The 25,282-nt window shown below is 62.0% G+C and carries 26 protein-coding genes and 1 tRNA gene; 9 read left to right on the top strand and 18 right to left on the bottom strand.

The features are described 5' to 3' along the window. Positions 1–154 (bottom strand): FAD binding domain-containing protein (locus OEY_RS30080; RefSeq protein WP_192811089.1); only part of this gene is annotated, 154 nt, incomplete at its 3' end. A gap of 159 nt (positions 155–313) precedes the next feature. Between OEY_RS30080 and OEY_RS0124475 the strand changes: the two genes are divergently transcribed. Further along, positions 314–390 (top strand) — tRNA-Arg (locus OEY_RS0124475). Here the strand turns inward: OEY_RS0124475 and OEY_RS30075 are convergent. The 14 genes from OEY_RS30075 to OEY_RS0124405 all read right to left on the bottom strand — a co-directional run bounded on the left by OEY_RS30075 (position 356) and on the right by OEY_RS0124405 (position 10,581). Then, the gene (locus tag OEY_RS30075; RefSeq protein WP_083847057.1) at positions 356–2,044 is read right to left on the bottom strand and encodes a recombinase family protein; all 1,689 of its coding nucleotides are present in this window, start codon (positions 2,042–2,044) and stop codon (positions 356–358) included. The two genes, OEY_RS0124475 and OEY_RS30075, sit on opposite strands and share 35 nt — an antisense overlap. A gap of 1 nt (position 2,045) precedes the next feature. Beyond that, positions 2,046–2,696: an ImmA/IrrE family metallo-endopeptidase gene (locus tag OEY_RS0124460; protein WP_010596379.1), complete on the bottom strand. Its 651-nt coding sequence runs from the start codon at positions 2,694–2,696 to the stop codon at positions 2,046–2,048. Positions 2,697–2,724: 28 nt separating this feature from the next. Beyond that, positions 2,725–3,114, bottom strand: coding sequence for a helix-turn-helix domain-containing protein (locus tag OEY_RS30070; protein WP_010596378.1), 390 nt, complete (start codon positions 3,112–3,114; stop codon positions 2,725–2,727). Between the two features lie 158 nt (positions 3,115–3,272). Further along, positions 3,273–3,872, bottom strand: a complete 600-nt coding sequence (locus tag OEY_RS0124450) for an antirestriction protein ArdA (protein ID WP_010596377.1) — start codon at positions 3,870–3,872, stop codon at positions 3,273–3,275. Between the two features lie 133 nt (positions 3,873–4,005). Continuing rightward, positions 4,006–4,335 (bottom strand): hypothetical protein, encoded by a 330-nt coding sequence (locus OEY_RS0124445; protein ID WP_029540213.1) that lies wholly within the window; start codon positions 4,333–4,335, stop codon positions 4,006–4,008. A gap of 83 nt (positions 4,336–4,418) precedes the next feature. Next, a complete protein-coding gene (locus tag OEY_RS0124440; RefSeq protein WP_010596375.1) occupies positions 4,419–5,429 on the bottom strand; it encodes a DNA-methyltransferase in 1,011 nt (336 codons plus the stop codon). Next, complete coding sequence (locus OEY_RS29070; protein ID WP_010596374.1) at positions 5,426–6,199, bottom strand: replication-relaxation family protein; 774 nt, start codon at positions 6,197–6,199, stop codon at positions 5,426–5,428. The genes OEY_RS0124440 and OEY_RS29070 overlap by 4 nt, the downstream gene beginning before the upstream one ends. Before the next feature lie 176 nt (positions 6,200–6,375). Beyond that, positions 6,376–8,526, bottom strand: a complete 2,151-nt coding sequence (locus OEY_RS30980; protein ID WP_010596373.1) for a type IV secretory system conjugative DNA transfer family protein — start codon at positions 8,524–8,526, stop codon at positions 6,376–6,378. Then, positions 8,516–8,743 (bottom strand): hypothetical protein, encoded by a 228-nt coding sequence (locus tag OEY_RS30065; protein WP_083847053.1) that lies wholly within the window; start codon positions 8,741–8,743, stop codon positions 8,516–8,518. Before OEY_RS30065 ends, OEY_RS30980 begins: the two co-directional genes overlap by 11 nt. A gap of 171 nt (positions 8,744–8,914) precedes the next feature. Beyond that, positions 8,915–9,112 (bottom strand): hypothetical protein, encoded by a 198-nt coding sequence (locus tag OEY_RS0124425; protein ID WP_029540212.1) that lies wholly within the window; start codon positions 9,110–9,112, stop codon positions 8,915–8,917. Further along, on the bottom strand, positions 9,109–9,672 hold the full coding sequence (locus tag OEY_RS0124420; RefSeq protein WP_010596372.1) for a hypothetical protein: 564 nt from the start codon (positions 9,670–9,672) through the stop codon (positions 9,109–9,111). Before OEY_RS0124420 ends, OEY_RS0124425 begins: the two co-directional genes overlap by 4 nt. Before the next feature lie 48 nt (positions 9,673–9,720). Next, on the bottom strand, positions 9,721–10,008 hold the full coding sequence (locus OEY_RS0124415) for a hypothetical protein (protein WP_010596371.1): 288 nt from the start codon (positions 10,006–10,008) through the stop codon (positions 9,721–9,723). Further along, positions 10,005–10,256 carry a hypothetical protein gene (locus OEY_RS0124410; RefSeq protein WP_010596370.1) on the bottom strand — a complete coding sequence of 84 codons (252 nt, stop codon included), beginning with the start codon at positions 10,254–10,256 and terminating at the stop codon, positions 10,005–10,007. The genes OEY_RS0124415 and OEY_RS0124410 overlap by 4 nt, the downstream gene beginning before the upstream one ends. 13 nt (positions 10,257–10,269) lie before the next feature. Continuing rightward, positions 10,270–10,581, bottom strand: coding sequence for a hypothetical protein (locus tag OEY_RS0124405; protein WP_010596369.1), 312 nt, complete (start codon positions 10,579–10,581; stop codon positions 10,270–10,272). A gap of 121 nt (positions 10,582–10,702) precedes the next feature. Here OEY_RS0124405 and OEY_RS29495 point away from each other — a divergent pair, with 121 nt between their 5' ends. The 7 genes from OEY_RS29495 (at position 10,703) to OEY_RS30650 (ending at position 22,305) form a co-directional block, all read left to right on the top strand. Then, on the top strand, positions 10,703–11,749 hold the full coding sequence (locus OEY_RS29495; RefSeq protein ID WP_010596368.1) for a hypothetical protein: 1,047 nt from the start codon (positions 10,703–10,705) through the stop codon (positions 11,747–11,749). 221 nt (positions 11,750–11,970) lie between these two features. Next, on the top strand, positions 11,971–13,536 hold the full coding sequence (locus OEY_RS0124395) for a type I restriction-modification system subunit M (RefSeq protein WP_010596367.1): 1,566 nt from the start codon (positions 11,971–11,973) through the stop codon (positions 13,534–13,536). Then, positions 13,533–14,771 carry a restriction endonuclease subunit S gene (locus OEY_RS0124390; RefSeq protein WP_029540208.1) on the top strand — a complete coding sequence of 413 codons (1,239 nt, stop codon included), beginning with the start codon at positions 13,533–13,535 and terminating at the stop codon, positions 14,769–14,771. The genes OEY_RS0124395 and OEY_RS0124390 overlap by 4 nt, the downstream gene beginning before the upstream one ends. Then, entirely contained in the window at positions 14,768–17,872 is a 3,105-nt protein-coding gene (locus tag OEY_RS0124385; protein ID WP_010596365.1) for a type I restriction endonuclease subunit R, read from the top strand. Before OEY_RS0124390 ends, OEY_RS0124385 begins: the two co-directional genes overlap by 4 nt. Before the next feature lie 47 nt (positions 17,873–17,919). Continuing rightward, on the top strand, positions 17,920–18,645 hold the full coding sequence (locus tag OEY_RS29490; RefSeq protein WP_237713789.1) for a DUF6414 family protein: 726 nt from the start codon (positions 17,920–17,922) through the stop codon (positions 18,643–18,645). Further along, positions 18,635–19,780: an AAA family ATPase gene (locus tag OEY_RS0124375; RefSeq protein WP_029540207.1), complete on the top strand. Its 1,146-nt coding sequence runs from the start codon at positions 18,635–18,637 to the stop codon at positions 19,778–19,780. Before OEY_RS29490 ends, OEY_RS0124375 begins: the two co-directional genes overlap by 11 nt. Before the next feature lie 809 nt (positions 19,781–20,589). Next, on the top strand, positions 20,590–22,305 hold the full coding sequence (locus tag OEY_RS30650; RefSeq protein WP_157768882.1) for a hypothetical protein: 1,716 nt from the start codon (positions 20,590–20,592) through the stop codon (positions 22,303–22,305). 281 nt (positions 22,306–22,586) lie between these two features. Here OEY_RS30650 and OEY_RS30645 read toward each other — a convergent pair whose 3' ends face one another. Beyond that, on the bottom strand, positions 22,587–22,733 hold the full coding sequence (locus tag OEY_RS30645; RefSeq protein ID WP_157180019.1) for a hypothetical protein: 147 nt from the start codon (positions 22,731–22,733) through the stop codon (positions 22,587–22,589). Positions 22,734–22,916: 183 nt separating this feature from the next. On the opposite strand from OEY_RS30645, the gene OEY_RS30640 reads away from it, so the two are divergent. After that, positions 22,917–23,972: a hypothetical protein gene (locus tag OEY_RS30640; protein ID WP_157180018.1), complete on the top strand. Its 1,056-nt coding sequence runs from the start codon at positions 22,917–22,919 to the stop codon at positions 23,970–23,972. Between the two features lie 6 nt (positions 23,973–23,978). Here OEY_RS30640 and OEY_RS0124365 read toward each other — a convergent pair whose 3' ends face one another. Beyond that, the gene (locus tag OEY_RS0124365; RefSeq protein ID WP_192811088.1) at positions 23,979–24,344 is read right to left on the bottom strand and encodes a helix-turn-helix domain containing protein; all 366 of its coding nucleotides are present in this window, start codon (positions 24,342–24,344) and stop codon (positions 23,979–23,981) included. A 239-nt stretch (positions 24,345–24,583) separates the two neighbouring features. Then, positions 24,584–25,282, bottom strand: a 699-nt coding sequence (locus OEY_RS29060; protein WP_010596360.1) for an SDR family NAD(P)-dependent oxidoreductase, incomplete at its 5' end; no start/stop codon positions are given.

The raw sequence follows: 25,282 nt of genomic DNA, 5'->3' as shown, positions 1-25,282 counted from the left end.
GCCCCGGGGGGCGGGGGAGCCGCAGTTTCATCATCGGCAGGAGACTGTGCCCACCAGCGACGACTCGGGCTTCCTCGCCGCGTTCGTCCAGTAGAGCGATGGCGTGTTCGATGCCGGTGGCGCGCTCGTATTCGAAAGCCGAAGGTACTTGCATGTGGCATACCTCACATTTCAGCTACCTACGGAGTGTATGCCCGCGCTCGCGGCGCGACGGGCGGATTCGCCGCCCGATCGGGACGCACGCGCCCACCGCGCCGGCAGCGGCGGGGCCTCGGTCGGGCACGCACCGGCAAACAGTTAAGATTCTGGCCGCGCCTCCGTAGCTCAGCTGGATAGAGCAAGAGCCTTCTAATCTCTAGGTCGCAGGTTCGAGTCCTGCCGGGGGCACCAGAATTGTTCCATTCAAACCTTCGTCCCAGGACGAAGGTTTGTTGTTTCTGCTCATGACCTCCGTTAACGACGGCCTATCAGGCTCGTTGGACGCCGTCACGCGCTCCCCCGCCTCGCCGGTGGCCGTAGGATCGGTGAGCGTCTTGAACGGCTCCTGCAGCATGACGCGCACGTCGTCATCCTCGACGTAAATCTTTTCGAAGAAGGCCTGGTTGTAGAGCCGGCGTACGTGTGGGCCAGCCGCCAGGTAGCCCTGATAGCAGTTGGTGGCGTAGTCCAGTGCCCGCCGGAGATTGGCTTCGACGTCGTCGATCGCCACGTTGGCGGCCGACAGCCGCTCCTCGATGGCACCCAGTTGGCGGGCGATGCGGTCCTGCTCACTCTTGAGCAGATCAAGCGGCACAGCCCCGGCGTAGTGGGCCTGGAGGAGCCGGGTGCGCTCGGTCAGGAGCCGCTCCTTCTGGGTCGTAAGGTCCCGCACCTCGGCGTCGATACCTGCTCGGGTGGCCGCGATCTCGGTTATCAGCCGGGTTTCAATTTGGCGTCGCACCTCCGGATCGAGCTGGATCGTCCGGTAGGCATCTTCGACCAGCTCTTCAACGACTGAGATGAGTACCGCCTTGCGGGTGCAGCCATTGCCTTTGCTGTGGCGCCCTAGACAGATGAAGTAGGGGTAGAGCGCGCCGTAGCGGTTCTTGGACATCGTCACGATCAGACGACTGCCGCAGCCGCCGCAGAAGACACTCGACTTGAGGTAGTGCGGGTGCTCGCGGGAGCGCTCCCCAGTAGCCCGGGCGTCAAGCACTTCTTGCACGCGCGCCCAGGTGGCTTCGTCGATCAGCGGCTGATGCCGACCCGGGTACTGGGCGCCGCGGTAGGTCACCTCGCCCTTGTAGTACGGCGCCCGCAAGATCTTATGCACCGAGTTGAGCGCCAGCGGACCGCCTGGTGACCGGGTGGTGGGGCGCGAGGTCAGGCCGCGCTCTTCCAAGGCGACGGCGAGACGGCGCAATGTCCAGTCACCCGTGGCGTAGGCCTGAAAGGCCCAGGTAATCAGCGGCGCCCGGTCGGGATCGATGGCGACGGTACGTACCTCCCGTCCCTCGGGGTTCACGGCGGCGACGTTGCGGTAGCCAAGTGGCGCTTTGCCAGGGGTGCCACCGGTCTTAGCTTTCTGTTCCATCCCTTTGAGGACCTCCGTAGCCAAGTTGCGTGAGTAGAACTCGGCAATCGAGCTCATAATGCCGTGCAGCAGCATGCCGGACGCCGTCTCGTCAATGTTCTCGGTGGCCGAGACCAGCGTGGCCCCACTCTTACGGATAGCCAGGTTGATTTCGACGTCGTCGACGCGGTTACGCGCCAAGCGATCCACCTTGTGCACCAGGACGTAGTCAACCGGATGGGCCGCGATGAAGCGCAGGAGCTTTTGCAGTTCCGGTCGATCGGCCGAGCGGGCTGATTCGCCGCGGTCGACAAACTCCTCTACCACCACGGCGCCGATAGCCGTGGCCTTGCGGCGGTTGGCTTCGCGCTGCGCCGGAATCGAGTAGCCTTCCGGATCGCCGTCGCGCTCGGCCTGCTCCTTGGTCGACACCCGGATATAAGATACCGCCACCGCCGGTTCGGCTGGGTCAGTGCGTGGCGACGGGTTCATGTCAGGCTCCTTGCAGGGCCGGCGCGGCCCGGTAGTAGCGGATCGGGGCGGCAGCAGAGGAAGAGTGGCGGGGTGGGCGGCAGCGCGCCGTGCGCTCGACCAGGCCGGTTTGGGCCAGACGCACCGCAATGGCTTGTTCGGATACCTGGAAGTGGCGGGCGAGGTCGCGTGGGCGCTGCAGGCCGTTGCCCCAGGCGCGCTTGAGGAGGCGGCGCGGCACCAGCAGGCAGCCGGCGAAGTAGTCGGCGGCCTGTTCAGCTTGCGCGGCCGCGGAGGTGGTGGCGGAGCCGACGTACAGCCGGGTGGCGGCACCGTGGTCGATGATGTGCTTGTACTCGTGGGCCAGCGTGAAGCGCTGACGGGTGAAGCTCTCGGCGCGGTTGAGTTGGATGATCCAGGCGCGGCCGTTCCAAAAGCTGGCGCCAGATACCGGCGCCTTGACGTACTCAATCTGGAGCTTCGGCAGCTCAGTGATCAGGTCGCTTGGAGTTGGTCCGTCGCTGATGCGGTGGAGCTCCAGTAGACGGTTGGCGTGCAGCTCGGCAATGCGCAGGGCTTCGGCAAAAGTGATGTGATTGCGGGCAGGAATCACTGTGCGCAGGGAGGCCAGGACGCTGCGGTTCTCGTAGTGGTTGATGGTGCGGTGGGTCATGGCGTCTCCTTTCACAGTGAATCGTTAGTTATTCGTCTTGCCCGGTCGACGGGCCAGCGGTGTGATTAAACGTAATGCCGTGACGCTCGGCGACGGCGGCGAAGTGTTGCTCAATCTCGCGCACAGCATCAGCAGGCATGTCCTTGTACTTGGTGCGCAGGTATGGGGTCAGGGTGGGCAGTTCGCCTTCGGGTATCCAGTCGGCGGCAGCAAAGAGGTCGGCGACGGGCAGCTCTAATGCTTCAGCGATGGCACGTAAATTGTCGGGGCGGGGTTGGGGAATTTCGCCCAGTTCGAGCCGGGTGACGGTCGCTTTGGCGACGTCGGCCCGTCGAGCGATTTCGCTGGCCGATAAGCCAAGTTCACCGCGCCGTGTGCGTAAGGTCTGCGCCAGTTTAAATGCTTGTTCTGGATTCATATTTTTTCCTCTTCAATTTCTATTCTTATTGTATTTCTTCCGTTCAATTCATTCAACGATTTCAGACATTTCCACAACGGCGAAATAGAATAATAGGCAAGGGTTTCCTCGGTCATTCCTCATTATGCGGCGACAAACCGATTTCTCCGAGAAAAGAACTACACCCGCCCATCAAATATCCAGACCCCGCCGTCGTCGGCAGGATAGAAGTGCAGGTCGCCGTCGAGCTGCATGTCCCGGGCCAGCGCCTCGATATCAATCCGCGCGTAGGGACGCAGCGAGGCAGGGATGAAGTTGTCGAGGAGCTGCTGGTAGCCGAGGTCGTCGATGAGCTGCTCGGCGTAGGCCTGTTCGGAGTCGTAGTGGCCCAGGTAAGCCTCCTCGAAGCGGTCCAGGGCCGCTTCGTCGCCGGCTTGAATGTCGGCCCAGGCGGCGAACGCCAGGCCGTGCGCCGTGATGCCGCGGGCGATGCGGCTGACCAGTTCCAGGGAGTCGAACTCGGCCAGACGGGCGTCGCCGAAGCCGTCATAGTCATGAATGGCGTACTCCTCGGCGCCCGGTTCGGGCGAGGCGGCCAGCATGGCCTGGATGTCAGCTTGCAGCTCGGCGGGGCCGCGGTCGGCTTCCAGCCAGACGCCGTGCAGGCGGCCGGCGTTGTAGTCGGCCAGCGAGGCCACGTAGATGCGCGGGCTCGGTGTCGACGGGCGCTCCGAATTGGCGTCGTGGTCGCCGGGGGTTGAAGGGTGTTCATGGGGCATTGTCACCTCCTTTCGTGTGCAGTTGATGAGTGGGCGGCGGGAGCCGGCAGTGAGGCGAACCTCGAACTGCCGCTCCCGCCGTCCGTTCCCCTGGCAAGAGGGGAACACCGAGCTAACCGGGTGCGGTCAGGACTCAGCCGACACCATCACCACCGGCCTTGCGACTGCCCCGCGGCGCGCCCTTGGGCGGGGCGTCGGCCGCGAACAGGGCGGCGATCGCCTCGCGGCGCAAGGTGGCCTCGCGTTCGATGTCGGCCAGCGCCGTGTCGGCCTTGCTGGCGAGCTCCGGAGCCGACTTGGCGGCCTCGATGTGGGCGACCAGGGCGGCCCGGAACTCGTCGGTGATGGTGCTGCCGCGCAGCTGGGCGATCAGGCTCAGCTGGGCGTGCATTTCCGGTTCCAGCCGGATGGCCAGCGTCTTGACGCCGCCACCCTTGCTGGCCGGTTCGTCCGGAGTGGACATGGCTACCTCCTCGGTGTTGGTGCGGCCGATGAACGTCGGGATGACGCTCACTGCGGCCGCAGGGCACCGACGAGGCAGCCGGACTAGCCGGTCACCCGCTGAGGCCCGGCCCGGGCGTCGCAGATCCGGGCCTCCGCCAGGGCGGCGAAGTCCCCGCTCAGTTCGATGCCGAGCCAGTCGCGCTGGAGCTGCTCAGCGGCCACCGCGGTGCTGCCACTGCCGAGGAAGGGGTCGAGAACCAGGCCTGGCTCCCGTTCGGCGGCGCACGCGCAGCCCGGTCCCAAGGCCGCCCGGGTGGCGGTGCCGCCGAGAGCTCGAATGGTCCGGCGGCGCCACGGCGCGCGGCAGCGCACGCAGCGGGCTTCCGGGCACCCGGCCTGGATGGCACGGACGGCCAGCGCGACGGGGTAGGTGGCGTGGTGGTCGCTGCGGAAACTGCTGGTGGCCAGCTGCCAGACGTCACCGGGATTCTTGCCGAGTGGATGTCCGACCCGGCCAGCCGCCTTCATCGTGGCGAGGCCGGCGGCGTCGTCCCCGTTAGGCCCGCGCCAGGCTTCGCGCGGCCGCCGCGTCGCCGCCCGTGGTCGGCTCGTCGGGTGGGAGCGGTGCGGCACGCGGACCGCGTCGAGGTCGAAGAAGTAGCGCGGCGCTCTGGCCAGGACGTAGATGACCTCGTAGGTGCAGGCCAGCCGGTCACGGACGCTGGTGGGCATCGGGTTGGTCTTGGCCCAGACGACCTTGTTGCGCACAATCCAGCCCTCCGCCTGCAGCGCCAGCACCAACCGCTCTGGCGCTAACGCCAAGCTCTTGGTGGGCGCACCTTGGCGCGCGTGCGTGGCGTAGGTGTCGCCGACATTCAGCCAGACCGTGCCGGTCGGCACCAGGACACGCCGGAGTTCACGGCTGACCGCCGTCAGGGCCGCCACCCAGTCATCGACGTGCGGTTCGAGGCCGAGTTGCCCGGGAGCGCCGTAGTCGCGCAGCCGGAAGTACGGCGGACTCGTCAGGACCATGTCGACGCTGCCAGTCGGCAGAGTGCGGAGGCTGGCGAGGGCGTCGCCGACCAGCACCTGGTTGCGGGGCAGGCCACTCACGGGGTGCCTCCGGCCACGAGGGCGGGTAGGTCGTTCGGATCGAGCACCCGGAACAACTCGCCTGGCAGCCCCGGATCCGTGGCAATGGCAGCGGTGAGGGCGGCACGCCGACGCGCCGCAGTGATCAGCCAGACCACGAGCGGAAAGACCCCACTGGCCTGCTGCTCGACGCCGCTGCGGCGGTAGGCCTCGTACTCGGCGCATTTAGCCAGTAGCCGCGGCACGCTTTCGGTGCCGAGGTCGACCTCGAAGAACCAGCTGTCCTCAAAGTCGCCAGCCGCCGTCAGGGCATACAGGTCCGGCTTCAGGGTGCTTAGACCACCGCCGAGGTGGGGATAGCGGCGATGGCAGGCCGGTTCGGTCTGCACCCGTAGCAGCTCGATCGCCCCGGTGGCGGCTGTTTGTCGCAACCGCAGGTGCAGGTCAGCCACGGCCAGGGTGTGCTGCAGGAAGTGCAGTGACGGTTCGAAGGTGCGCCGCCGCGGGCCGGGGCGGGACGTTTCCCGGAGGAGTCGGTCGCCGACGGTATCAAGGTGCCACACGTAGGAGGCCGAGCCGGCGCGGACTCCCCCGACCCGACGCTGGAGGGTGCCCAGCAGGCGATCACGGCGCAGCCGCTCCAGCACGCGCCGACAGACGCGGGCCGCCGATAGGTCGCTGGAGTGGTTAGTGAAATGGAAGGCCTGGACCTGGGTGGTGGTCAGGAAGCGGTGAGCGGCCACGGTGCCAAGAATGGCCCAGTCCCGGTCCGACAGCCCGTCACGAATCACCGTCAACCGGCGCCGCCCGACCCGGCGCCCGGCCGAAGAAGAGGGACGAGACGAATCGTCACGAGTCGGCACCCCTGGCACACCCGATGTCGCCCCCACCTGCGAGGACGTCACCCCGGTCGACCACACGACCGGGTAGCCGGTCGGTACACCCCTGCCTGGGGAGCGCCGACCCGTCATGACGCCCCCCGCCGACGGCGCCCTAAGACCGGCTCATCCGGCGGCGCGTCGAGCTGCAGCAGTTCGGCGAAGCCAGCTTCAATGGCGGCGCGCGGTTGGCCGAAACGGTCCCGGGAATGAGCGCGGATGTCGGCCGGGTCGCTGGTTGACGGCGGTGGCGGCAGCGTCATACCCGAGGCCCACGGCTGGGCGGCGTTGTCTCTTAGGAGGCTGGCGTAGACGTGGTAGGCCGGCAGGGCCGTGAAGTCCTCGGGACTGAGCACGGATTGCCCGGCGCACATTGCTCTAGCGTCAGCGACACTCAACTGGAAACAGATCCGCGAACGGGCATTGGCCTCGAAGGCTGCCCGCATCGCCGGGGACAGCTGGTCGCGATACTGGTGGGCCAGATGGAAGCCTGCGCCGAGACTGCGGGAGGTGGCCAGGGCGTCCGACAGATCGGTCGGCAGGTGCAGATAATCCTGGACCTCATCGATGTAGACCATCACCGGCGGCCGCTGGTGTGCGGGCACGGCGGCCCGCTCGCGGATCGCCTGCCACAGTTCGGCCAAGATCAAAGCGCTCAGCAGCTGCGCGGCCTCCGGGCCGAGGACACCCTTTTGGAGCGGGACCAGCAGAATTTTGCCCTCAGTGAGGACCTGGCGCAGATTGAAGCGCGGTCGGCGCTGACCTAGCGCGGCGCGGAGTCCCGGCTGCAGTAGCGGGCGCAGCTTGTTTTGCAGTGGGGCCACGATCTGACTACGGGCCTCGTCGGACAGCCCCTCGAACCATTGCCAGAACGGACCAGCCGCAATCGGGTCGTCGCGTAGCGCGTGGGCCGTGGCCGCACGTCGGAAGCCGTGATGGGTCAGCAGGAGCGGCAGCATCACCAGGCTGGCGTCGTCCCGACGCGCCAGCACCGCCAAGGCGTTCTGCAGGATGTCGGCGCTGCGCGGTCCGAGGGCGTCACCGTGCAGGGCACGCAGGACGCCGAACACGGCGTCAGCACCCAACTCGGCGCGTCGGCCCTCCGTACGCATCAGCGGATTGACCCCGACTGGGGCCGTATCGAGCGGGTCGAACACCACCACGTCGTCGCGGCGCTCGGTCGGAATACAGGCCAACACGTCGCGGACCAGATCCTTCGGCTCGATGACGACCACGGCCCGGCCGGCCTGCATATCGCTGACGATGAGGTTGAGGAGCAACGTCGACTTGCCGGTGCCGTTGGGACCGAGCACCCAGGTGTGCCGCAGCGCATCGGTGACGCCGTAGCCCAATTGGCCGCTGACGCCAGGTGCGGTGGCCTGCGCGACGATTCGGTCGTGGGGGTCGGCGAGCAGCCGGGGGCGGACGGGGCGGGGATGGCGGGGAGGCAGGCCCGGTAGGTCGCGGTCGTCGTCACTGATCGGCCAGCCGAGCAGCTGGCCGACCTCTCGGATGTTGAGCTGCAGGGGCCAGCGCCAGGGAACGCGGGCGGCATTGAGGCCGTGCGGATGTTCGGCAGTGATCGCGACCTGCACGCCCGGACTTTCCGCCGTCCCGAGCGCACCGAGCAGTTCGAGGAGCAGCGTGTGGCGGCGATCCGCGGTGACGGCGGCCGCGCCCAGGCGAAAGGTCAAGGCGAAGCCATGCGTGCCCCGCTTGGCTTTGATCGCGGCACGCCGATCGGCGTCGTGCTCGGTGCGTAGGCCAAAGCGCAACTTGTCAGTCCAGGTCTGGCGCGCGGCGAGCTGCGTGGTCGGCACGGCCTGCGGGAACTTGCGCGGCCCAAGCACGGCTTGAATGACGAGCTGCTCACCGACTCGGACTCCCGTCAGGGCACTGAGGACGGCACGAGTCGTCGCGGTGGCGTCGGCCGGCTGCACGGCACGCTCACGATCCGTCAGGCGAATCCGGCGGACCGTCTGGACTGCCGCCCGCGGGGACTCCCAGTCGATGACTAGGGCACCAGGTACCAGCTGCTCGATGTGGCGGCGCAGGACTGCGTGGTGGCTCTCCGGCACCCCCGCCAAGTAGCGCACGCCGTGGTGGTCGGCGCGGGCCTCCAGCACAATGGATGGGGCGGCACGATCGGCGGCCAGTCGCCGCAGGAGCCCGAAGGCGAGCTCCTCGGTCAAGAGCGGCGGCCAAATAATTTCCTGCCACACCACCTGGTCACTCGTCATCGTGGACCTCGCGCTCGGGCGTGTGTTCTGTCGAGACGCGGTCGACCGAGGCTGTGGCCTGGGCTGCCGCTTCGGCCTCGGCCTCGGCCAGCGCCTGGGCGATGACAGCCCGGCTTAATTTGCGCAGATCGGGCGGCTGTCGCCGGACGGCGCGGATGGAAATGTGGCGCTCGCGGCGCGCTTTTTCATTGTTGGTATTTCGTCGTGTGCGTGACATGGGTACACCTCCTTTTCTGAAGAATTGCCGCCAAGCGCGTTCAATTCGTTGATCATTTCTGTCCCTAGTGTGCGTTCAATTTGTTGAACGGTCAACTACTTGCGTGCATTTCACAACAGCGATAGGAACGGCATTTTCCGAGGCCACATTGTCGATATTTCCAAGGTCGAATTACCAGCGCCCGCGGTACCAGCGCACCGCCGCGATAAGGCCACCGCCGAGGGCAAGTACGCCGATCACCGTTACCACAAACGGCAGCAGCGTCCGCAGCACCTGCACCGCGCAGTAGAGCGCGATGGCCCCGACCAGCAGGCCGACGCAGGCGCCGACCAACTGGTCGATCCACGATCTTGGGCCGGCAGGGCTCATTCCCGCCGCCGCAGTTCGAGCAGCACCCCGGCGTCGAGGCCGAGCTGGAGGCAGTCCAAGGCGAAACGCTCCTGATCAGCTGGGAAGCAGTGTCCAAGCCCATTGACGAGCACTTGCCCAACCAGGTCGGCTTGGAATAGGGCGTACTCCAGGCTGTGACGGCCGAAGCCGGCGGCACGGAGCTGTTCAAGGTGCCAAAGTGCCAGCTCTAATTCGTCAGCTGGCTCGAAGCTCAGGCCAAGCCGCACGTGGTGCACGTCATGGACGAAGCGGTGAGCCAGAGTGACACCACTGGAGGTGTAGATGACCGGCTCGGTGTGCGCGCTGGAGACGGGCAGCGGCTCCCCGGTAGCCGTGCTCCGGGCGTAGGCCGCCTGGAGCTCCTCGTACGTCGACGGCGCGTCGGCGCAGGGGATCCAGCCGAAACCGACGACATGCGTGGTGTGCTGCTCTTGGGAACGCACGAAGTCGCTCAAGCACTGCCGCGCGGCCGGAAGGTCGGCGGTACTGGCATCGTCGGCCGGTGTCTCGACCGACGGCTCGGACTCGAAAACGGACATGGCAGGGACGACCTTTCTAGGGTGAGGAAGCAGGGAGGGTGAGGCCGACTAGCGGGGGTGACCCAGGCCTCGGATGTCGGCGCGCGTCCGCGCATAGGCGCGCTCCAGGCGCCGCACGCTTTGCGCCGCGTCATGGTTGATCTGGCTGATCAGGGCGGCCGCCTCGACGGCCTGTCGACGCGCCCGTCGTCGATCGGCACGCTGCTGCATGACCGGCCTGACGACGAACGCCATCGTCGCCTGGCACAGCAACACGCCGGCGACGATCGGAAGCACGATGATGAGTGTCAGCACGACACCGGCGCCGAGAAAGACGGCCAAGAAGACGATCGTCATCGCCGGACCCATTCCACTACGAGCTGCGTGAGCATGGTGGCAAGCTCCATCGCGCTGAGCGCCGTGGCCGGGGCGCGGCCGTAGCGTTGTGCCGTGCACTGCGCGATGCTCGGGGTAAAGCACTGCGCACTTCGCACGGTCGCCAGCCGAATCTCGCGTGCTGCCAGCCAGGCGTCGTAGGGTGACGAGGCGGGGGTGAGATCGAGGGCAACGGCGGGCAGCTGTGCGGGCTGCGGTACCTCGGGCATGGTCCTACTCCCTTCAAGCGCAGCGGAAGCCGCTGATCTCGGTGGCGGCGTACTCAGTGAAGGCATCAACCAGGTAGTTCGTGCGCGCCAGGAGCTGCGGGTTGCCGCGGCTCTGAAACTCGGCCTCACGGCTGAGCATGCCGGTCAGCTGAATGGCGGCCGCCGTCACCATGCCTTTAGCTTGTAGGCGGGTAGCGGTGACCAATGCGTCGGCGACGACCGCGTTCTGTCGCTGAGCGAGGGCGCGGCTCTCCATTCGCGTGAAGCCCTCAGGCGGACGGTTCGAGGTAAATGCGCTGCCGGGGCGCGGGATGAGGTTCGTCATGATGGGTCCTTCCTTGGCGGAGTGTGGTGCGTTGACCTGCAGTGATTGAACGCGCGCCCCCCGGACGCAAGCCGGCAACGAGCTGGTGGACAACCGGGGAGTGGTAGGGCAATATCCGGACATGATGGAGCCCGGTGCGCTTCCAGACCGCGAGGCGCTCATTGCTGAGCTCGGCAGCCTTCGCACGGCGGGAATCCCGAAGACTCGTTCGCTCGAGCTGCCTGTGCTCAGCCAGGCTGCCCGCCGTCTTGGCCTTACCGATGACGCGAGGGCAGAGCAGGCGGTGGTCGAGGCCTTGGTGCGGGACGCGGTGAGTCGCTTCGGCGGGGGTGATTTCCAAACCGCCGCCGAGTGCACGTTTGGCCTCCAGGGCGGCACCAGGTTTCAGTCGGACACCGAGCGACGTCGCTTAGCGGCGGACTGTCTCAGCGTTACGACCGACACCTTCAGGAAGAGCCACGAGAAACTGATCTTGGATCAAGTCGCTGAGGGCATCCTCGACCGCTGCCGTGCGCACTCAGCCGGGACGACTATGGCGTCCGAGTCCGCGGATGAGCCTCAAGGCTCGCAAGCACATCCCGATCGCACCCATGACGCACCGATAGAGCCGTTGCTGCCGTCTGTGCCACCGCCGCGCCGCCGTCGGTTGCGCAAGGCTGCTGCGTCCATTGCCCTGGTGGTCGTCACTGCGGCTGTCGCGGTCGCCGCCCTGCTGCTCAATAGACCGACCGAGGCGGAACGGATCGAGGCGCGCTACGACAACAAAGATCCACTGGAACTGGTCAATGATCCGTGTGCGGGCCCGATCGCAAGAAGCCAGTCAGCTGACACCGAACGGCCAGAGTTGCTCGATATAGACAAGCGCGTAGTCGGCACGGTGGAGGTGCGGACCTGGCCGGACTGTCCGGTGGTGTTCGGACGGGTGCTGTGGAATGACGATCCAGACGCGCGTTACCGGATTCCGGACGGGTGGACGCTGCGTGTGGAGATGCACCGCCCCGATACGGACACCGTCGAGAAATATTCAGAGCCGTCGAGTGCAACCTCGGTGCGGTGGGCGTATGGGCCGACGCTGGCGACCGTACGAGGTTGCGTCTACGTCGAGGCCTACTTCACGGATGGCACGCAGGACACGCCCCATGCTCAGACGGCATGCGTGGCGCCGTGAGGCATCGGGGCGGCTGCAAGTGAGCGGTAACGGTCGTGTCGGTCCCGCCGACGTGTCCTGGTAGACCGCTAAGCTCGATTCGCTCAGACGATCCTGATCGACCACGCGGAGCAACTTGCGCCGCTGACCTGCGGAAATAGGCCAGCGGCATGGTAAAATTGAAAATGATATTCAACTGAAACAGCGGCACGCGCGAGCGTCCGCAGGAGAGCACGAGGAACATGTCACCGACCACCAAAGAAGCCCAGCGCGCCGAACTCCACAAGACGATCTGGCGGATCGCCAATGATCTGCGCGGTAGCGTGGACGGCTGGGACTTTAAGAGCTACGTGCTCGGCATGCTGTTCTATCGGTTCATCTCCCAGAACCTCACTGCCTACATTAACAAGGGCGAGCACGACGCCGGCGCGGCGGACTTCGACTACGTCCACCTTCCCGACGCCGAGGCCGAGTTCGGCCGCAAGGAGACGGTCGCCGAAAAGGGCTTCTACGTACTGCCGTCCGAACTGTTCCAGAACGTGCGTGAGCGCGCGCCGCGGGATCCGAACCTCAATGAGACGCTGGAGCGGGTCTTCAAGAATATCGAAGGCTCAGCGGTCGGCACGGACAGCGAGGATGATCTCAAGGGCCTGTTCGACGACCTTGACGTCAACAGCTCGAAGCTCGGCAGCACGGTTGCACGGCGCAACGAGAAACTAGTCAAACTGCTGGAGGCGATCGGCGACCTGCCGCTAGGCAACTTCGAGGACCACTCGATCGACCTGTTTGGTGACGCCTACGAGTACCTGATGCAGATGTACGCCTCGCAGGCCGGCAAGTCCGGCGGCGAGTACTACACACCCCAGGAAGTCTCTGAGGTGCTGGCGAAGATCACCGTCGTTGGCAAGACCCGCGTCAACAAGGTCTACGACCCGGCCGCTGGCTCCGGCTCGCTGCTCCTGAAATTTGCCAAGGTGCTTGGCAAGGATAATGTGGGCGGCTTCTTCGGCCAGGAAATCAACCTGACCACCTACAACCTCGCACGGATCAACATGTTCCTCCACGACGTGAACTACGAGAAGTTCGACATCGCCCACGGCGACACCCTGCTTGACCCGCAGCACTGGGACGACGAACCGTTTGAGGCGATCGTCTCGAACCCGCCGTACTCAATCAAGTGGGAGGGCGACAGCAATCCGCTGCTGATCAACGATGAACGCTTCGCACCGGCCGGCGTACTGGCGCCGAAGTCGAAGGCCGACCTGGCTTTCACGATGCATATCTTGAGCTGGCTGGCCGTCAACGGCACGGCGGCGATCGTCGAATTCCCTGGTGTGCTTTACCGCGGCGGCGCAGAGCAGAAGATCCGTAAGTACCTGATCGACAACAACTACGTCGATGCCGTCATCCAACTGCCGCCGGACTTGTTCTTCGGTACCACGATCGCGACCTGCGTCATCGTTCTGAAAAAGTCAAAGACGGATAATTCCGTGCTTTTCATCGACGCCTCAGCCGAGTGCAAGCGTGTTGGCAACAAGAACAAGCTCTTCCCAGAGAACCAAAAGCACATCCTCGATACCTTCACTGCCCGCGGCGACGTCGACCATGTCGCGAAACTGGTGTCGAACGAAGATATCGCTGCCAATGACTACAACATCGCCGTCTCTTCCTATGTCGAGCAGGAAGACATCCGCGAGGTCATCGACATCACCGAGCTGAATGCCGAGATCGCACATATCGTCGCTCGCCAGCAAGAACTCCGCACTTCCATCGACGAGATCGTCGCCGACCTGGAGGGCACGAAGTGAGTCGTATCGACAAACTCATTGCGGAATACTGCTCAGGTGGTGTCCCTTTTTGTGAGCTGTCAGAGATCAGCCGGACCCTGCCGGGTCTGAGCGGGAAGACCAAGGCCGACTTCTCGGAGGGCAATGCGCGTTATGTGGCCTACAAAAATGCGTTCGCGAACATCGCCGTTGACCAGGCCGCACGGGATTTTGTGAAAGTCGGCCCAAACGAGAGGCAGAACTCGCTGCAGCTAGGTGACGTCGTCATTACCGGATCATCGGAGTCGCTCGACGAAGTCGGGATGTCATCCGTCGTTGATGTTGAGCCGGACGAGCCGCTATATCTAAACAGCTTCTGCTTCATCGTCCGTTTCGAGGACACCTCGATGTTCCTTCCTGGATTTAGTAAGTATCTGTTTCGCGCAGACTCTGTGCGATCTCAGATTCGTAGGACAGCGAGCGGCGTTACTCGGATCAATGTTTCTAAACCACGCTTCATGAAGATTCGAATTCCCATTCCACCTCTCGCGGTGCAGCAGGAAATTGTGCGAATATTAGATCAGTTCACTCAGCTGGAGGCGGAGCTGGAGGCGGAGCTGGAGGCTCGGCGCCGTCAGTACACCTTCTACCGTGACTCTCTTCTGACGACCGCTGACGCACCGAGAGTAGCCATGGGTGACCTCGGTACATTCATACGCGGCCGGCGGTTCACGAAGAAGGACGTCGTGGAATCGGGTATTCCAAGCATCCACTATGGAGAAATTTACACGGATTATGGTGTCTCGGCTTCGCAGGCCATTCGTGAAGTACGCTCAGACATGGTCAGCCAGTTGCGGTTCGCCCAGCCGCGCGACGTGATTTTCGCCGGCGTCGGTGAGACCGTCGAGGACGTGGGCAAGGCTGTAGCTTGGCTTGGTGATGCGCCTGTCGCGGTGCACGACGACACGTTCTCGTTCACCTCGGACCTGAATCCAAAGTACGTCGCGTATGCGGTTCAGACCGATGACTTCCACGCCCAGAAGGCGAACCATGTCGCCCGCGGCAAGGTTAAGCGTCTCTCTGCTGCGGGGCTTGCGAAGATCAAGATTCCGGTGCCAAGCGTGGAGGAGCAGCAGCGAATTGTCTCGATCCTCGACAAGTTCGACGCTCTCGTCAACGATCTCAGTGTCGGTCTGCCTGCCGAGCTCGCCGCTCGTCGTAAGCAGTACGAGTTCTACCGCGACAAGCTGTTGACCTTCGAGGAGTCAGCAGCGTGAGTGAGGCCAGTGCTCGCAAGTACGACCCGATTGCCATCTCCGCCGAGAGCACGGTGGTGGCTGAGTACGTCCCGGACGCGAAGGCCGCCGAGGCGGCGTATCAGTCAGAGGCGGCGCTGGAGCGTGAGCTGATCCGACTGCTGCAGTCGCAGGCCTACGAGTACTTGCCGATTACCTCGGAGGCACAGTTAATCGCGAATCTGCGCACCCAACTGGAGGCCTTGAACCACATCACGTTCTCGGACGCCGAGTGGCAGGAGTTCTTCGATCACAAGATCGCCGGCAAGAACGACGGCATCGCGGAGAAGACTGTTCGCGTGCAGGAGGACCATGTCCAGCTCCTGAAGCGTGATGACGGCTCAACCAAGAACATCACGCTGCTGGACAAGCACAGCATCCACAACAACCGTCTGCAGGTCATCAACCAGTACGAGATCGACCGCGGCGAGGGTGGCGCGAACTACGCGAACCGCTACGACGTGACGGTGCTGGTCAACGGCCTGCCGATGGTGCACATCGAGCTGAAGCGCCGCGGTGTCGACATCAGAGAGGCGTTCAACCAGATCGACCGCTATCAGCGCGACAGCTTCTGGGCCGGCTCTGGCCTGTTCGAGTATGTGCAGCTGTTCGTGATCAGTAACGGCACCCTGACGAAGTACTACTCCAACACCACCCGCAGCCAGCACCTGAAGGAAGGCCAGAAGCCCGGTAGGGGCCGCAAGACGTCGAATTCGTTTGAGTTCACGTCGTGGTGGGCGGATGCCCAGAACAAGCCGATCCAGGACCTGACGGCGTTTGCGAAGACCTTCTTCGCCAAACACACCTTGCTCAACATCCTGACTCGTTACTGCGTGCTGACGGCCGATCGGCTGCTGTTGGTGATGCGGCCATACCAGATCGTCGCCACTGAGCGAATTCTGCAGCGCATCGACATTTCGACAAACTACAAGCAGCTCGGCACCACCGCCGCGGGCGGCTACGTCTGGCATACCACCGGGTCGGGCAAAACGCTGACCTCGTTCAAGACCGCACAGTTGGCGTCGAAGCTCCCCAGTGTCGATAAGGTGCTGTTCGTCGTCGACCGCAAGGACCTCGACTACCAGACGATGCGCGAGTACGACCGCTTCCAAAAGGGGGCGGCCAACTCCAATACCTCGACAGCGGTGCTAAAGAAACAGTTGGAGGACCCGACCGCACGGATCATCATCACGACGATCCAGAAGCTGTCGACGTTCATCAAGGCCAATAAGGGGCACGCCGTCTACGGCGGCCATATGGTGATCATCTTTGATGAGTGCCACCGCTCGCAGTTCGGTGACATGCACACCGACATCACCCGGGCCTTCAAGCGCTACAACCTGTTCGGCTTCACGGGCACACCCATCTTCGCCGCCAACGCTGGCACGGGCGGCAACCCGCAGCTGAAGACCACCGAGCAGGCTTTCGGCGAGAAACTGCACACCTACACGATCGTCGACGCCATCACCGATAAGAACGTGCTGCCGTTTCGCATCGACTACATCAATACGATCAAAGTCGGCAATCCCGACGACAAGCAGGTCTCGGCGATCGACCGCGAGAAGGCGCTCCTCGATCCGCGCCGCATCAGTGAAATCGTCAAGTACACGCTCACGCACTTCGACCAGAAGACGAAACGCTCCTCCAGTTACGAGCACTCGGTCGTCACCAACGTGGCCGAATCGACCCGTGCCCGCCGTCAGGCTGACGCGGTCCGGGAGCGTAAGCGCGTCCGCGGCTTCAACGCCATCTTTGCCACCGCCTCGATCGAGGCGGCCCGCATCTACTACAACGTCCTGAAGTGGGAACAAGACAAGCTGCCGTCCGATCGGCGTCTGAAGGTCGGGCTCATCTACTCCTATGGGGCGAATGAGGCTGCCGACGACGGCATCATTGAAGACGAAGGCTTCGAGACCGATGCGCTGCCGACTGATGCGCGGTCTGCCCTTGAAGATGCCATCATGGATTACAACGAGCTGTTCGGCACCAGTTACGACACCAGTGCCGACAAGTTCCAGAACTACTACAAGGACCTCTCGCAGCGACTGAAAAACCGCGAGCTTGACCTGGTCATCGTGGTGAACATGTTTCTGACCGGCTTTGACGCCACCACGCTCAACACGCTGTTCGTCGACAAGAACCTCCGCGCCCACGGCCTGATCCAGGCCTACTCGCGGACCAACCGCATCCTGAACTCGGTCAAGACGTACGGCAATATTATCGCCTTCCGCAACCTCGAAGACGAGACGAATGCTGCCCTGGAGCTGTTCGGCAACAAGGACGCCCGCGGCGTGGTGCTCCTCAAGCCGTACGGCGACTACTACGGCGAGTATGCCGACAAGGTCGGTGAGCTGCTGGCGTCCTTCCCGCTTGGGGTGCCGATCATTGGCGAGACGGCGCAGAAAGAGTTCATCCAGCTGTTCGGGCAAATCCTGCGGCTGGAGAACATTCTGACCTCGTTCGACGACTTCGCCGGTAGCGAGATCCTCACTGAGCGGCAAGGGCAGGACTACCGCAGCGTCTACCTCGACCTCTACGCCGAGTTCCGTAAGGACAAGAGCGCGGACAAAGAGGTCATCAACGACGACGTCGTCTTCGAGATCGAGCTGATCAAGCAGGTCGAGATCAATGTCGACTACATCCTGATGCTGGTGCAGAAGTACCGCGAGCGCTTCGGCGACGGGCAGGACAAGGAGATCCGCGCTGAGATATCTCGTGCCATCGACGCCAGCCCGAGCCTGCGCAACAAGAAGGATCTGATCGAGGACTTCGTCGATGCCATTTCCGTCGACGGCGCGATCGACGAGGAGTGGCAGGCTTTCATTGCGGCCAAGCGCGAGGCCGAACTGGAGTCGATCATCACCGAAGAAGGTCTCCGTGCTGACGCCGCCCGCGCGTTCGTCGCGACAGCCTTCCGCGACGGCACGCTCAGCACGACGGGTACGGCCATCACCAAGGTGCTGCCGCCGGTCTCGCGCTTCTCGGCTGCCGGAGGACATGGCGAGAAGAAACAGCGGGTACTTGAGCGATTGACGACTTTCTTCGATAGGTTCTTTGGGCTGAGCTCAGGGGGGAGAGATTGATGACATCTACGCGACAGAATGATTCGCAAGCTTCGATGGTCAAAGTCGTGTACTTCGACGAAGAGTCCGCCTCGGACTACCTTGACATATCTGCTGGAGGCAAGGAGGTTGCGACCAGTGAGAATGTCAAAGACCGCACGACCAACTTGCATGGTGAAGTTGAGACGAGACTCGCCGCAAAATTCAGCTGGCTCCCATTTCTTGGCGGTTCAGCCGAAGTCGGGGCAGGTGTGGATATTTCGAGCGCCGGCCAAAGTGTTCTGAGAAAAACTCTGTCAAACACCATCCTCACGGACTATCTCGCACAGGTGAACGACGATCCTCGAATCGAGCGACTTAAAGGCCTGCGAGTTACCGCTGCCAGGGGCTCGATGGCCTATATGAAGATGTTTACGCCCTACATGGTCGTTGCTAAAACCGAGGATCAGGGTATCGACCTGGCGCGGCTCGACGAAGCCCTCGCAAGCGCGAAGGGCTATTACGAATTGCTTGGCGAGGCCGAGGACGGCCCAAAGCGTGTCTTGCGCTTCAATATAAGGGCGTTTCGCAACAGCTACGGGCTTACGGATCTTAGCCGGATGCAGCTGGTGTTTCACGGCATTCTAGTCGGAAAGACCTCCGAGCACAGCCTCGGCATCGAGGCAGAGATGTCGCTCGACACAAACATTGAGCCAGTGTCGGCCCTTGAGCTTGTCGATGGCAGGCGCGAGCAGAGTGACGTTCTTCTAGATGTCTATGACGTCCTACTCGCAGGGGTCGAGCATGTCCGCTGATACCACGGTCACCATCTACTATGGCCCGCTAACCTGGTTCGAGGAGCAGCTCGGGGAGGAAGAGTACGAGGGTCTGCTTGATATCGTCTACGAGCGGGATGAGGCTAATCGGCGCTATACCCACGTCGTCGAAGGTCAGACACCTGCCGAAGAGGAACCTCCTGAGCGCCCTGGGCACGTGGTGGCCGAGTCGAGTGACTATGCCAGCCTGAACGAACACGTCATCACTAACTTCGCTGGTCTTGTGCGCTCAATCAACCCCGAACACCTGCACCTGCACAACCCTCCTATGCAGGTTCATGCACAACTTAACCGGTCTTACTCGACTGATGTGAAGCAGTATGATTATCCTGCGGTGACGCGTGATGTACTGATTCAATTCCGAGACGGATTTGGCGATCATTTGGTCGGGCAGGCCGATGTGAAAGAGTTACTACTTGCGGCGCTGTATCCGCTGACAACCGCGCGGCGAACCAGGCCCGTGGTCCTGATGTTCTACGGACCATCCGGCGTCGGCAAGACTGAGACCGCCCAGTTCGTCAACAACCTCCTGAGCGGGACCCTTCTGCGCAAGCAGTTCTCAATGTTCCACAACGACAAGTTCGCCTCGTATCTGTTCGGAGGAGCGCACTCTGAGCCATCGTTTGCCCACGATTTGCTGGACCGCGAATCCGGCGTGATCCTAATCGACGAGTTCGATAAGGCAAACTCCGTTTTCCATAGCGCCTTCTACCAGCTATTTGACGACGGCGTTTTCGAAGATAAGAATTACCGTGTGACGCTCGGGCCATCGCTAATTATCTGCACATCGAATTACAGCTCTGAGGATGAAATCCGTCAGGCACTTGGAGAGGCCCTCTACTCACGGTTTGACTCTCTGGTCCGATTCAACCCCTTGTCGAAAGATGAGATCAGACGGGTCATCGACCGGCTGGTCGAGAATCGCTTTACCAAGCTCGCACGCGAAGAACAGGAGCGAGTGAGTGCCGATGATCTCAAGTTCCGGTTGTATCCCCTGGCCGACCAGCCTGGCAATGTGCGGAAGCTTGGCAAAATGGTTGACCAAGTTATCGCCCTCACGCTTGTACGTGCCGTGTTAAGCGAAAGCTTGCAGAGTGCTGCGGCGGACGCGTAGTGTTTCCGAGCGCAATCGATCAGTACAGGTCACACGTGAAACTGCTGCGATTAAGAGGTGCATCAGGAGGTCCGTCAGATCGGCGTTCCCGTTCACAGTCATCGGTTGCACCGGTAAGCACCAGGCGCGTTGCGCACGTTGCGGTCGCCAAATGAGGTCTGCGCTCGTTTTTCCTCCGCCATCTGTCGTGGTGCTTCACGGAACCGATTCAGGTGAGCGCTTTCGGACATCCCGGTTGCAGGCGCGTGCCGCAGAGTGTGCACAAGGTTCCGTCTCATTAGAATATGTGATGGGCGACAGGCGCGCCTGGGCAAAGGGAGGCAGATTGTATATGATATTAGACAGGACGGTCACAATATGTATATAATTTTGCATGAAGGAGCAGTACCAGCACAACTACAATCAACCTGTCGTCAGCAAGGCGACGCCGGAACGTGCACCACCGCAGCGCGGCTTATTGAAGCGCCTTGGGCGAATAGGAGTCGGTAGGGTGGCGGCAAACGAAAAGACGAAGAGAACGCACGCCGATGAGATGGTCGTTACGCAAGGGGCAAAGCTCCGGCCAGTTGAGGACTTCATTGGCGTGGTTGAGAGCGCACAGATCAAGAGGGCCGCAATTCAGCGACTACGCGAGCAGAGACGAAGTTCATCGGGATCGCCAGCTTGACGCCGAAGTCCGACATCTCCTAACCCTCGGCCGCTACTTCAGTGCCTTTGATGTAGAGCACACCGACTGGCTCATTCGCCGCGTCGACACGAGTGAACTTCAAGATTCGATCGCTGGAAGCTCATCCATTCGATCGAGCCTGATGATCGATGGGGTCGTCGTAAGGGAAATCATGCGGCGCGCCGGATTTCGTGGTACGCAAATAGGCTATCTGCCACTGCCGGCACAGGGCAAGCGTGTATTAGGGCGTTTTGATGCCCGAATGGGAGACTACTCGATCCCGGTAGTACCTCGCATGGATAATGCCCATGCGGCCGTCGGCGTTCTACTCACCCTCCTTATGGGGAAGGATCGCGCTGCCGTAAACTTTGTTACTGGTAAAGTAATTGACGCACTGTACCAACTGGCGACGTGCGATGCAGGAAGTCGCGAGGGAATTGCACTCGCGTCCCAATTTTCGACTGTAACGAGCCAAGAAACGATCAGGAATCTTGACAATGCCCTAGTTGAGACAGACGAAGGTACTAACTCCCCTATTACCGAACTGTCATTGGAAGTAGTTTCCGCACCCGATGAGGTTCTCGACCTTGTCATCGTTATCCTTGATCTTATTGTTGAGGTGAGGCAGAGACAGGGGGAAGATCGTGCGGTTGAGCTTACTCAAGCACTGGACTACTACTTAAAGAACTTTGTCCCGATTGGAATTTTCGAGAGGCTGCCTGGAAGCGAATTCATCGTAAAATTTCAGGTGTCGTCGAACGCATTTGAGCCAACGCCATCGACATACTTGCCACGATCACATTCCGGTGAGCTGCGCATCTTGTCGAGCCGCGCATTGTGGAGCTTTGCGCCAACCTTTCTTGTCGCATTCGCAGTGGGCGCCCTTCTTCCTTCTTCGAATCCCACTCCCGAAACAGGAACATCCATCGCTTCAGCAGGAGGATTCATCATCCTCGCGTCGGTAATCGCATCCACCTTTTTGTTGATAGGCACATTCACGGCACTAGGGGTGAAGCGCGGGTTCAAATGGACGGTCGGTGCGTTTGCCTACGAATCCTATCTTGCAAGCATCCAGAAGTTAATTCCCGGACTCAGGCTGTCGGGATACTATATTCTTCGGTGTAACGATACTAATCTGGGACTTAAAGGAAGTCAGCACTTCAGGTTGTCGCTACCAAACGGAGTGCGAGCAATTCGCAGTGCCGTGGTGGACGGAAACGGACGCATGGTGAATGTGCCGTACGTGCAATCGGCAGACTGGGTTGCCGCTCACTCGGACTATTCGCATCGAAGTCCCGCAACCCTCAGCTTTTTGGTTGGAGTTATTCCAAGCACGCAGACGTTTCTCAGACACGCCCTGTATGCTGCGGCGGTCACGATGTCGCTATTCGGAGTGGGCCTCGTCAGTCATATTGCAGGGGTTACTCTGTACGATGGCTGCCAGCCTGCGGACGTCGTCTGCCCGGATTATGGGCTCGCCCATCTCGTATCTCGCTCGTCCGGTGCGATCGTGACAGTGCTTGCGATTGCACCTTCGATCTACACCATCATCTTGCTTCAGCGTGAAGAACATCAGTTTGCCTCGACGGTCTATCGTGTCATGCGAAGAGTTGTTGGTGTTTGCGCCCTTGCATCCGCGAGCGTCGCAATACCGTTAGCCTTGGATCTTCCGACCATCATCGTTATCATATGGTGGATCGTGGGCCTGGCGTCTGCGTGGTTCTCGTGCTGGCATGTTGCAGCGACTCGCTTTTACCACGGCGCATTGTCGGCGACTTTAGGCGGAGGTTTCTTGAACGACGACGAGGCATTCCCAGGGCTCTACGACGACTCCATGGTTAGTCGTTCAAAGATGTGAGGGTGGGTTGTCACGTATTCGACTTGGCATGCATTTTATATTCTTGCGTGACTTGAAATTGTATTGACAGCGCGCGAGTAGAATATCCGTGTTCGCATGAACGTATTACGTCGAACTGCCTGACTCTCAGTGTGACTCGAACAGCTCAAAGAACTCCCTACGGCTCGATGAGGGCTGGGAGAAGTCGGCTCGGCAGCGTTTCCCTTACTAGTCTTTAGGGCGGGCGCGACATTGCGACTCGACAAGAAAGGACCCCCGAGCGACTACGCTCGGGGGTAAGACTATGTGATGTCCATGCAGATCAGCGCACCAAGTGCTATCTTCATGAGCGCACCACAGATCACGAGGATTGTCACGTCGTCGCTTATACGGTCGCTATAAAGCGCGACAGCAATCGCAGCGATGCCCAGTACTGCGAGCATGCCCATAAGGACGACTACTCCTACCACGTATGATCCAGCCATCGCTTGAGCCTTTCGACAAGTGCGGTGCTCAAGCAATTGCATTGAGCGTCGCAGCACCCTACCGGCGACGCTCAATACAATTTAGCCTGACATCATTTATACACATTTTTTAATGAATGTCAAACACGGTACAGGAAGGCGGGGAAGATGCCCGAGCATTCAACCGAGGGCGGAATTTCTCGGCACAAGAATAGGTTTATCGCCATTTTTCTGCTCGTGTTGATCGCTGAAGCCATTTTGTGGATTTCGTCAATGGTGATCGAAGTCCCGAGTATAGGTATTATTGGAGGTGCTATTGCAGTAATGGGGTTTGGAATCGCGGCGGCGACCCAAATTTCGCGCGAGGAACTGCGATCACACTCAGTAAGCAAGAGCCAAATATTGTGCCTGGCAGTAGCTTTGGTGATGATCGTCGTTGTCGGCCTCGGAATTTCCGTTTCACAACAAGAGGCCAAAGGGGATACCGTACCGCAAGACGCATATCAATCAAGTGGCGCATTGAAATCAACTTCGAATCCAACGTCGACCGACATTCGTCCAGGGAAGGACGGGAGTGAGTCGCCGACGCTTCCGCTGGTCCCTCATCATCCCTGTCCTAGTCCTGGCACGACAGAGCGGCGCACTCCCGACATTGAGATTTGTGTCATGTACTGGTGTATGGCACCCATTTTTCAACCAGATGGAACGCGATCACCGAGTACAAGCCAAGTAAAGGTACGCCCCAAAATAACCAACAATTCACTGCAACCACTGGATCTTTCAATTGGATACCCCTCCGCCGTACGTTTACTAATTGCCGTGACCGAAGGTGAATTCCGCTGGGACCCTCCCCCGAACACAAGGGCGGCCGGCGATCGTCCCATTCGAGTGCGGTGGCAGGGGGAAGAGTATTGGGCGGTTCCGCCGAATATTCCTAGGGACGCGTCGCCCATCGTTCTTCCGGACGGCAGTCCTACATATGACGGCTTTGCTACATACTGGGATGCGACAGTGATCGAGTCCGGCGAAGCAATGAACAAGCCTTTACGAACAGGGCTGGACGGCCGGCCAATCCAAGAAGGTGATCTAGTGTTTCAGGTACCCACCGACATTGGAGCCACGCTCGCCGGGCTGGCAGTCGTCTCGCGAGCACCAAACCCAGAAGTAATGGCCGTAACGATGTACGCCGACTGGCCTCCGGAGTCGAATCTCAATGACTTCTAGCCGAGGTTATTTCCGCCGCTTCGCCACCGGCTGTCGCATCCGCACCCCGGCCCGCTTCAACGCCTTACCGACCGTGCTCGTCCCGAGTCCCAGTTCCTTGCCAATCTGTACCGTCGACCAGCCGGCTTCGTACAGCTCAGTCGCACGGGCGAGCAGCTGCGGCGTCATCCGCACCCGCGACCGCAGCACAACGCCTTCGCGGTGCAGGTGGGCACTGACCGTCTGGCGGTGCATACCGAACTCTTCGGCCAGCTCGTAGACCGTGGCACCGTCCCGGTAGCGGCGCACCAGCGCCTCGATCTCGTCCGGCGCCAGTTTGCGATTAGCCCGTGGGCGCGCCACCGACGTCCGTCGTTCCAGCGCCACGTCCACCGCACCCTGATCCGCCCGCACCGCATCCCCGACACTCTCGACGAGGTGCCGAAACGGGGTACGTCGGCTTGAAAGAGTTTCATGGAGGCGCACCGTGACACTGCCGGCCTCCGGCCGCGGTGACACTGCCGGCCTCCGGCCGGGGTCCAGTATCCGCGGCGTTCCCAGTCAGCCGCGGCCCCGATAGTCGCCGCGGTTGACTGGCGCCCGCGCGTCTGTGCCGGTCGCGGGCTGTGCGGTCACGCCGCGCGGGTGAGGCGTTCGGCGAGTTCCCAGAACCGCCGGGCCTGAGCGACGTCGTGGGACTGCGGGCTGGAGTCGATCTCGTGGCACTCGCCGAAGAACCGGCCGCCGATTCCGTCGAGCGACGGGTCGACGGCCATGAACACCAGCGAGTCGGTGGCCGCGTCGACGGACGTGGCGAACGGCATGTGCGGCAACACGTGCGCCATGAACAGCCGCATGAGACCGCGGGTGCTCGCCGCAGCGGTGGTGGGCACGAAACCGGGGCACACGGCGTTCGCGGTGATCGGACGCCCCTCGAGGCGGCGCTGGAGCTCGTAGGTGAACCACAGCACCGCCAGCTTCGAATTCTTGTACGCCCGATCGGGGTGGTACCCGTGCTCGAGCTGGACGTCGGCGAAGTCGAAGTCGACCGGCGCACCGCGGGATCCGGGCAGATGCAGCCGCGAGCCGACGGTGACGACGCGCGCGGCCTCGCTGCGTTCGAGTGCCGGTAGGAGCAGGCGGGTGAGCAGAAACGGGGCCAGGACGTTGACGGCCACCGTCTCCTCGTACCCGTCGACGGTGAGCCGGCGCTGCTTGCTCGTCTGCAGGATTCCGGCGATGTGGAACAGCACGTCGATCGGTGCGCCCCGCGCGGCTTCCGCGACGGCGAAGGAGCGGACCTGTTCGAGGGAGGACAGGTCCACCCAGCG

Source organism: Rhodococcus sp. P14, from assembly GCF_000256505.1.
Lineage (GTDB): Bacteria > Actinomycetota > Actinomycetes > Mycobacteriales > Mycobacteriaceae > Rhodococcus > Rhodococcus ruber.
Note: the sequence above shows the minus strand (reverse complement) of the source record. Positions and strands in the feature narration are given on the sequence as shown.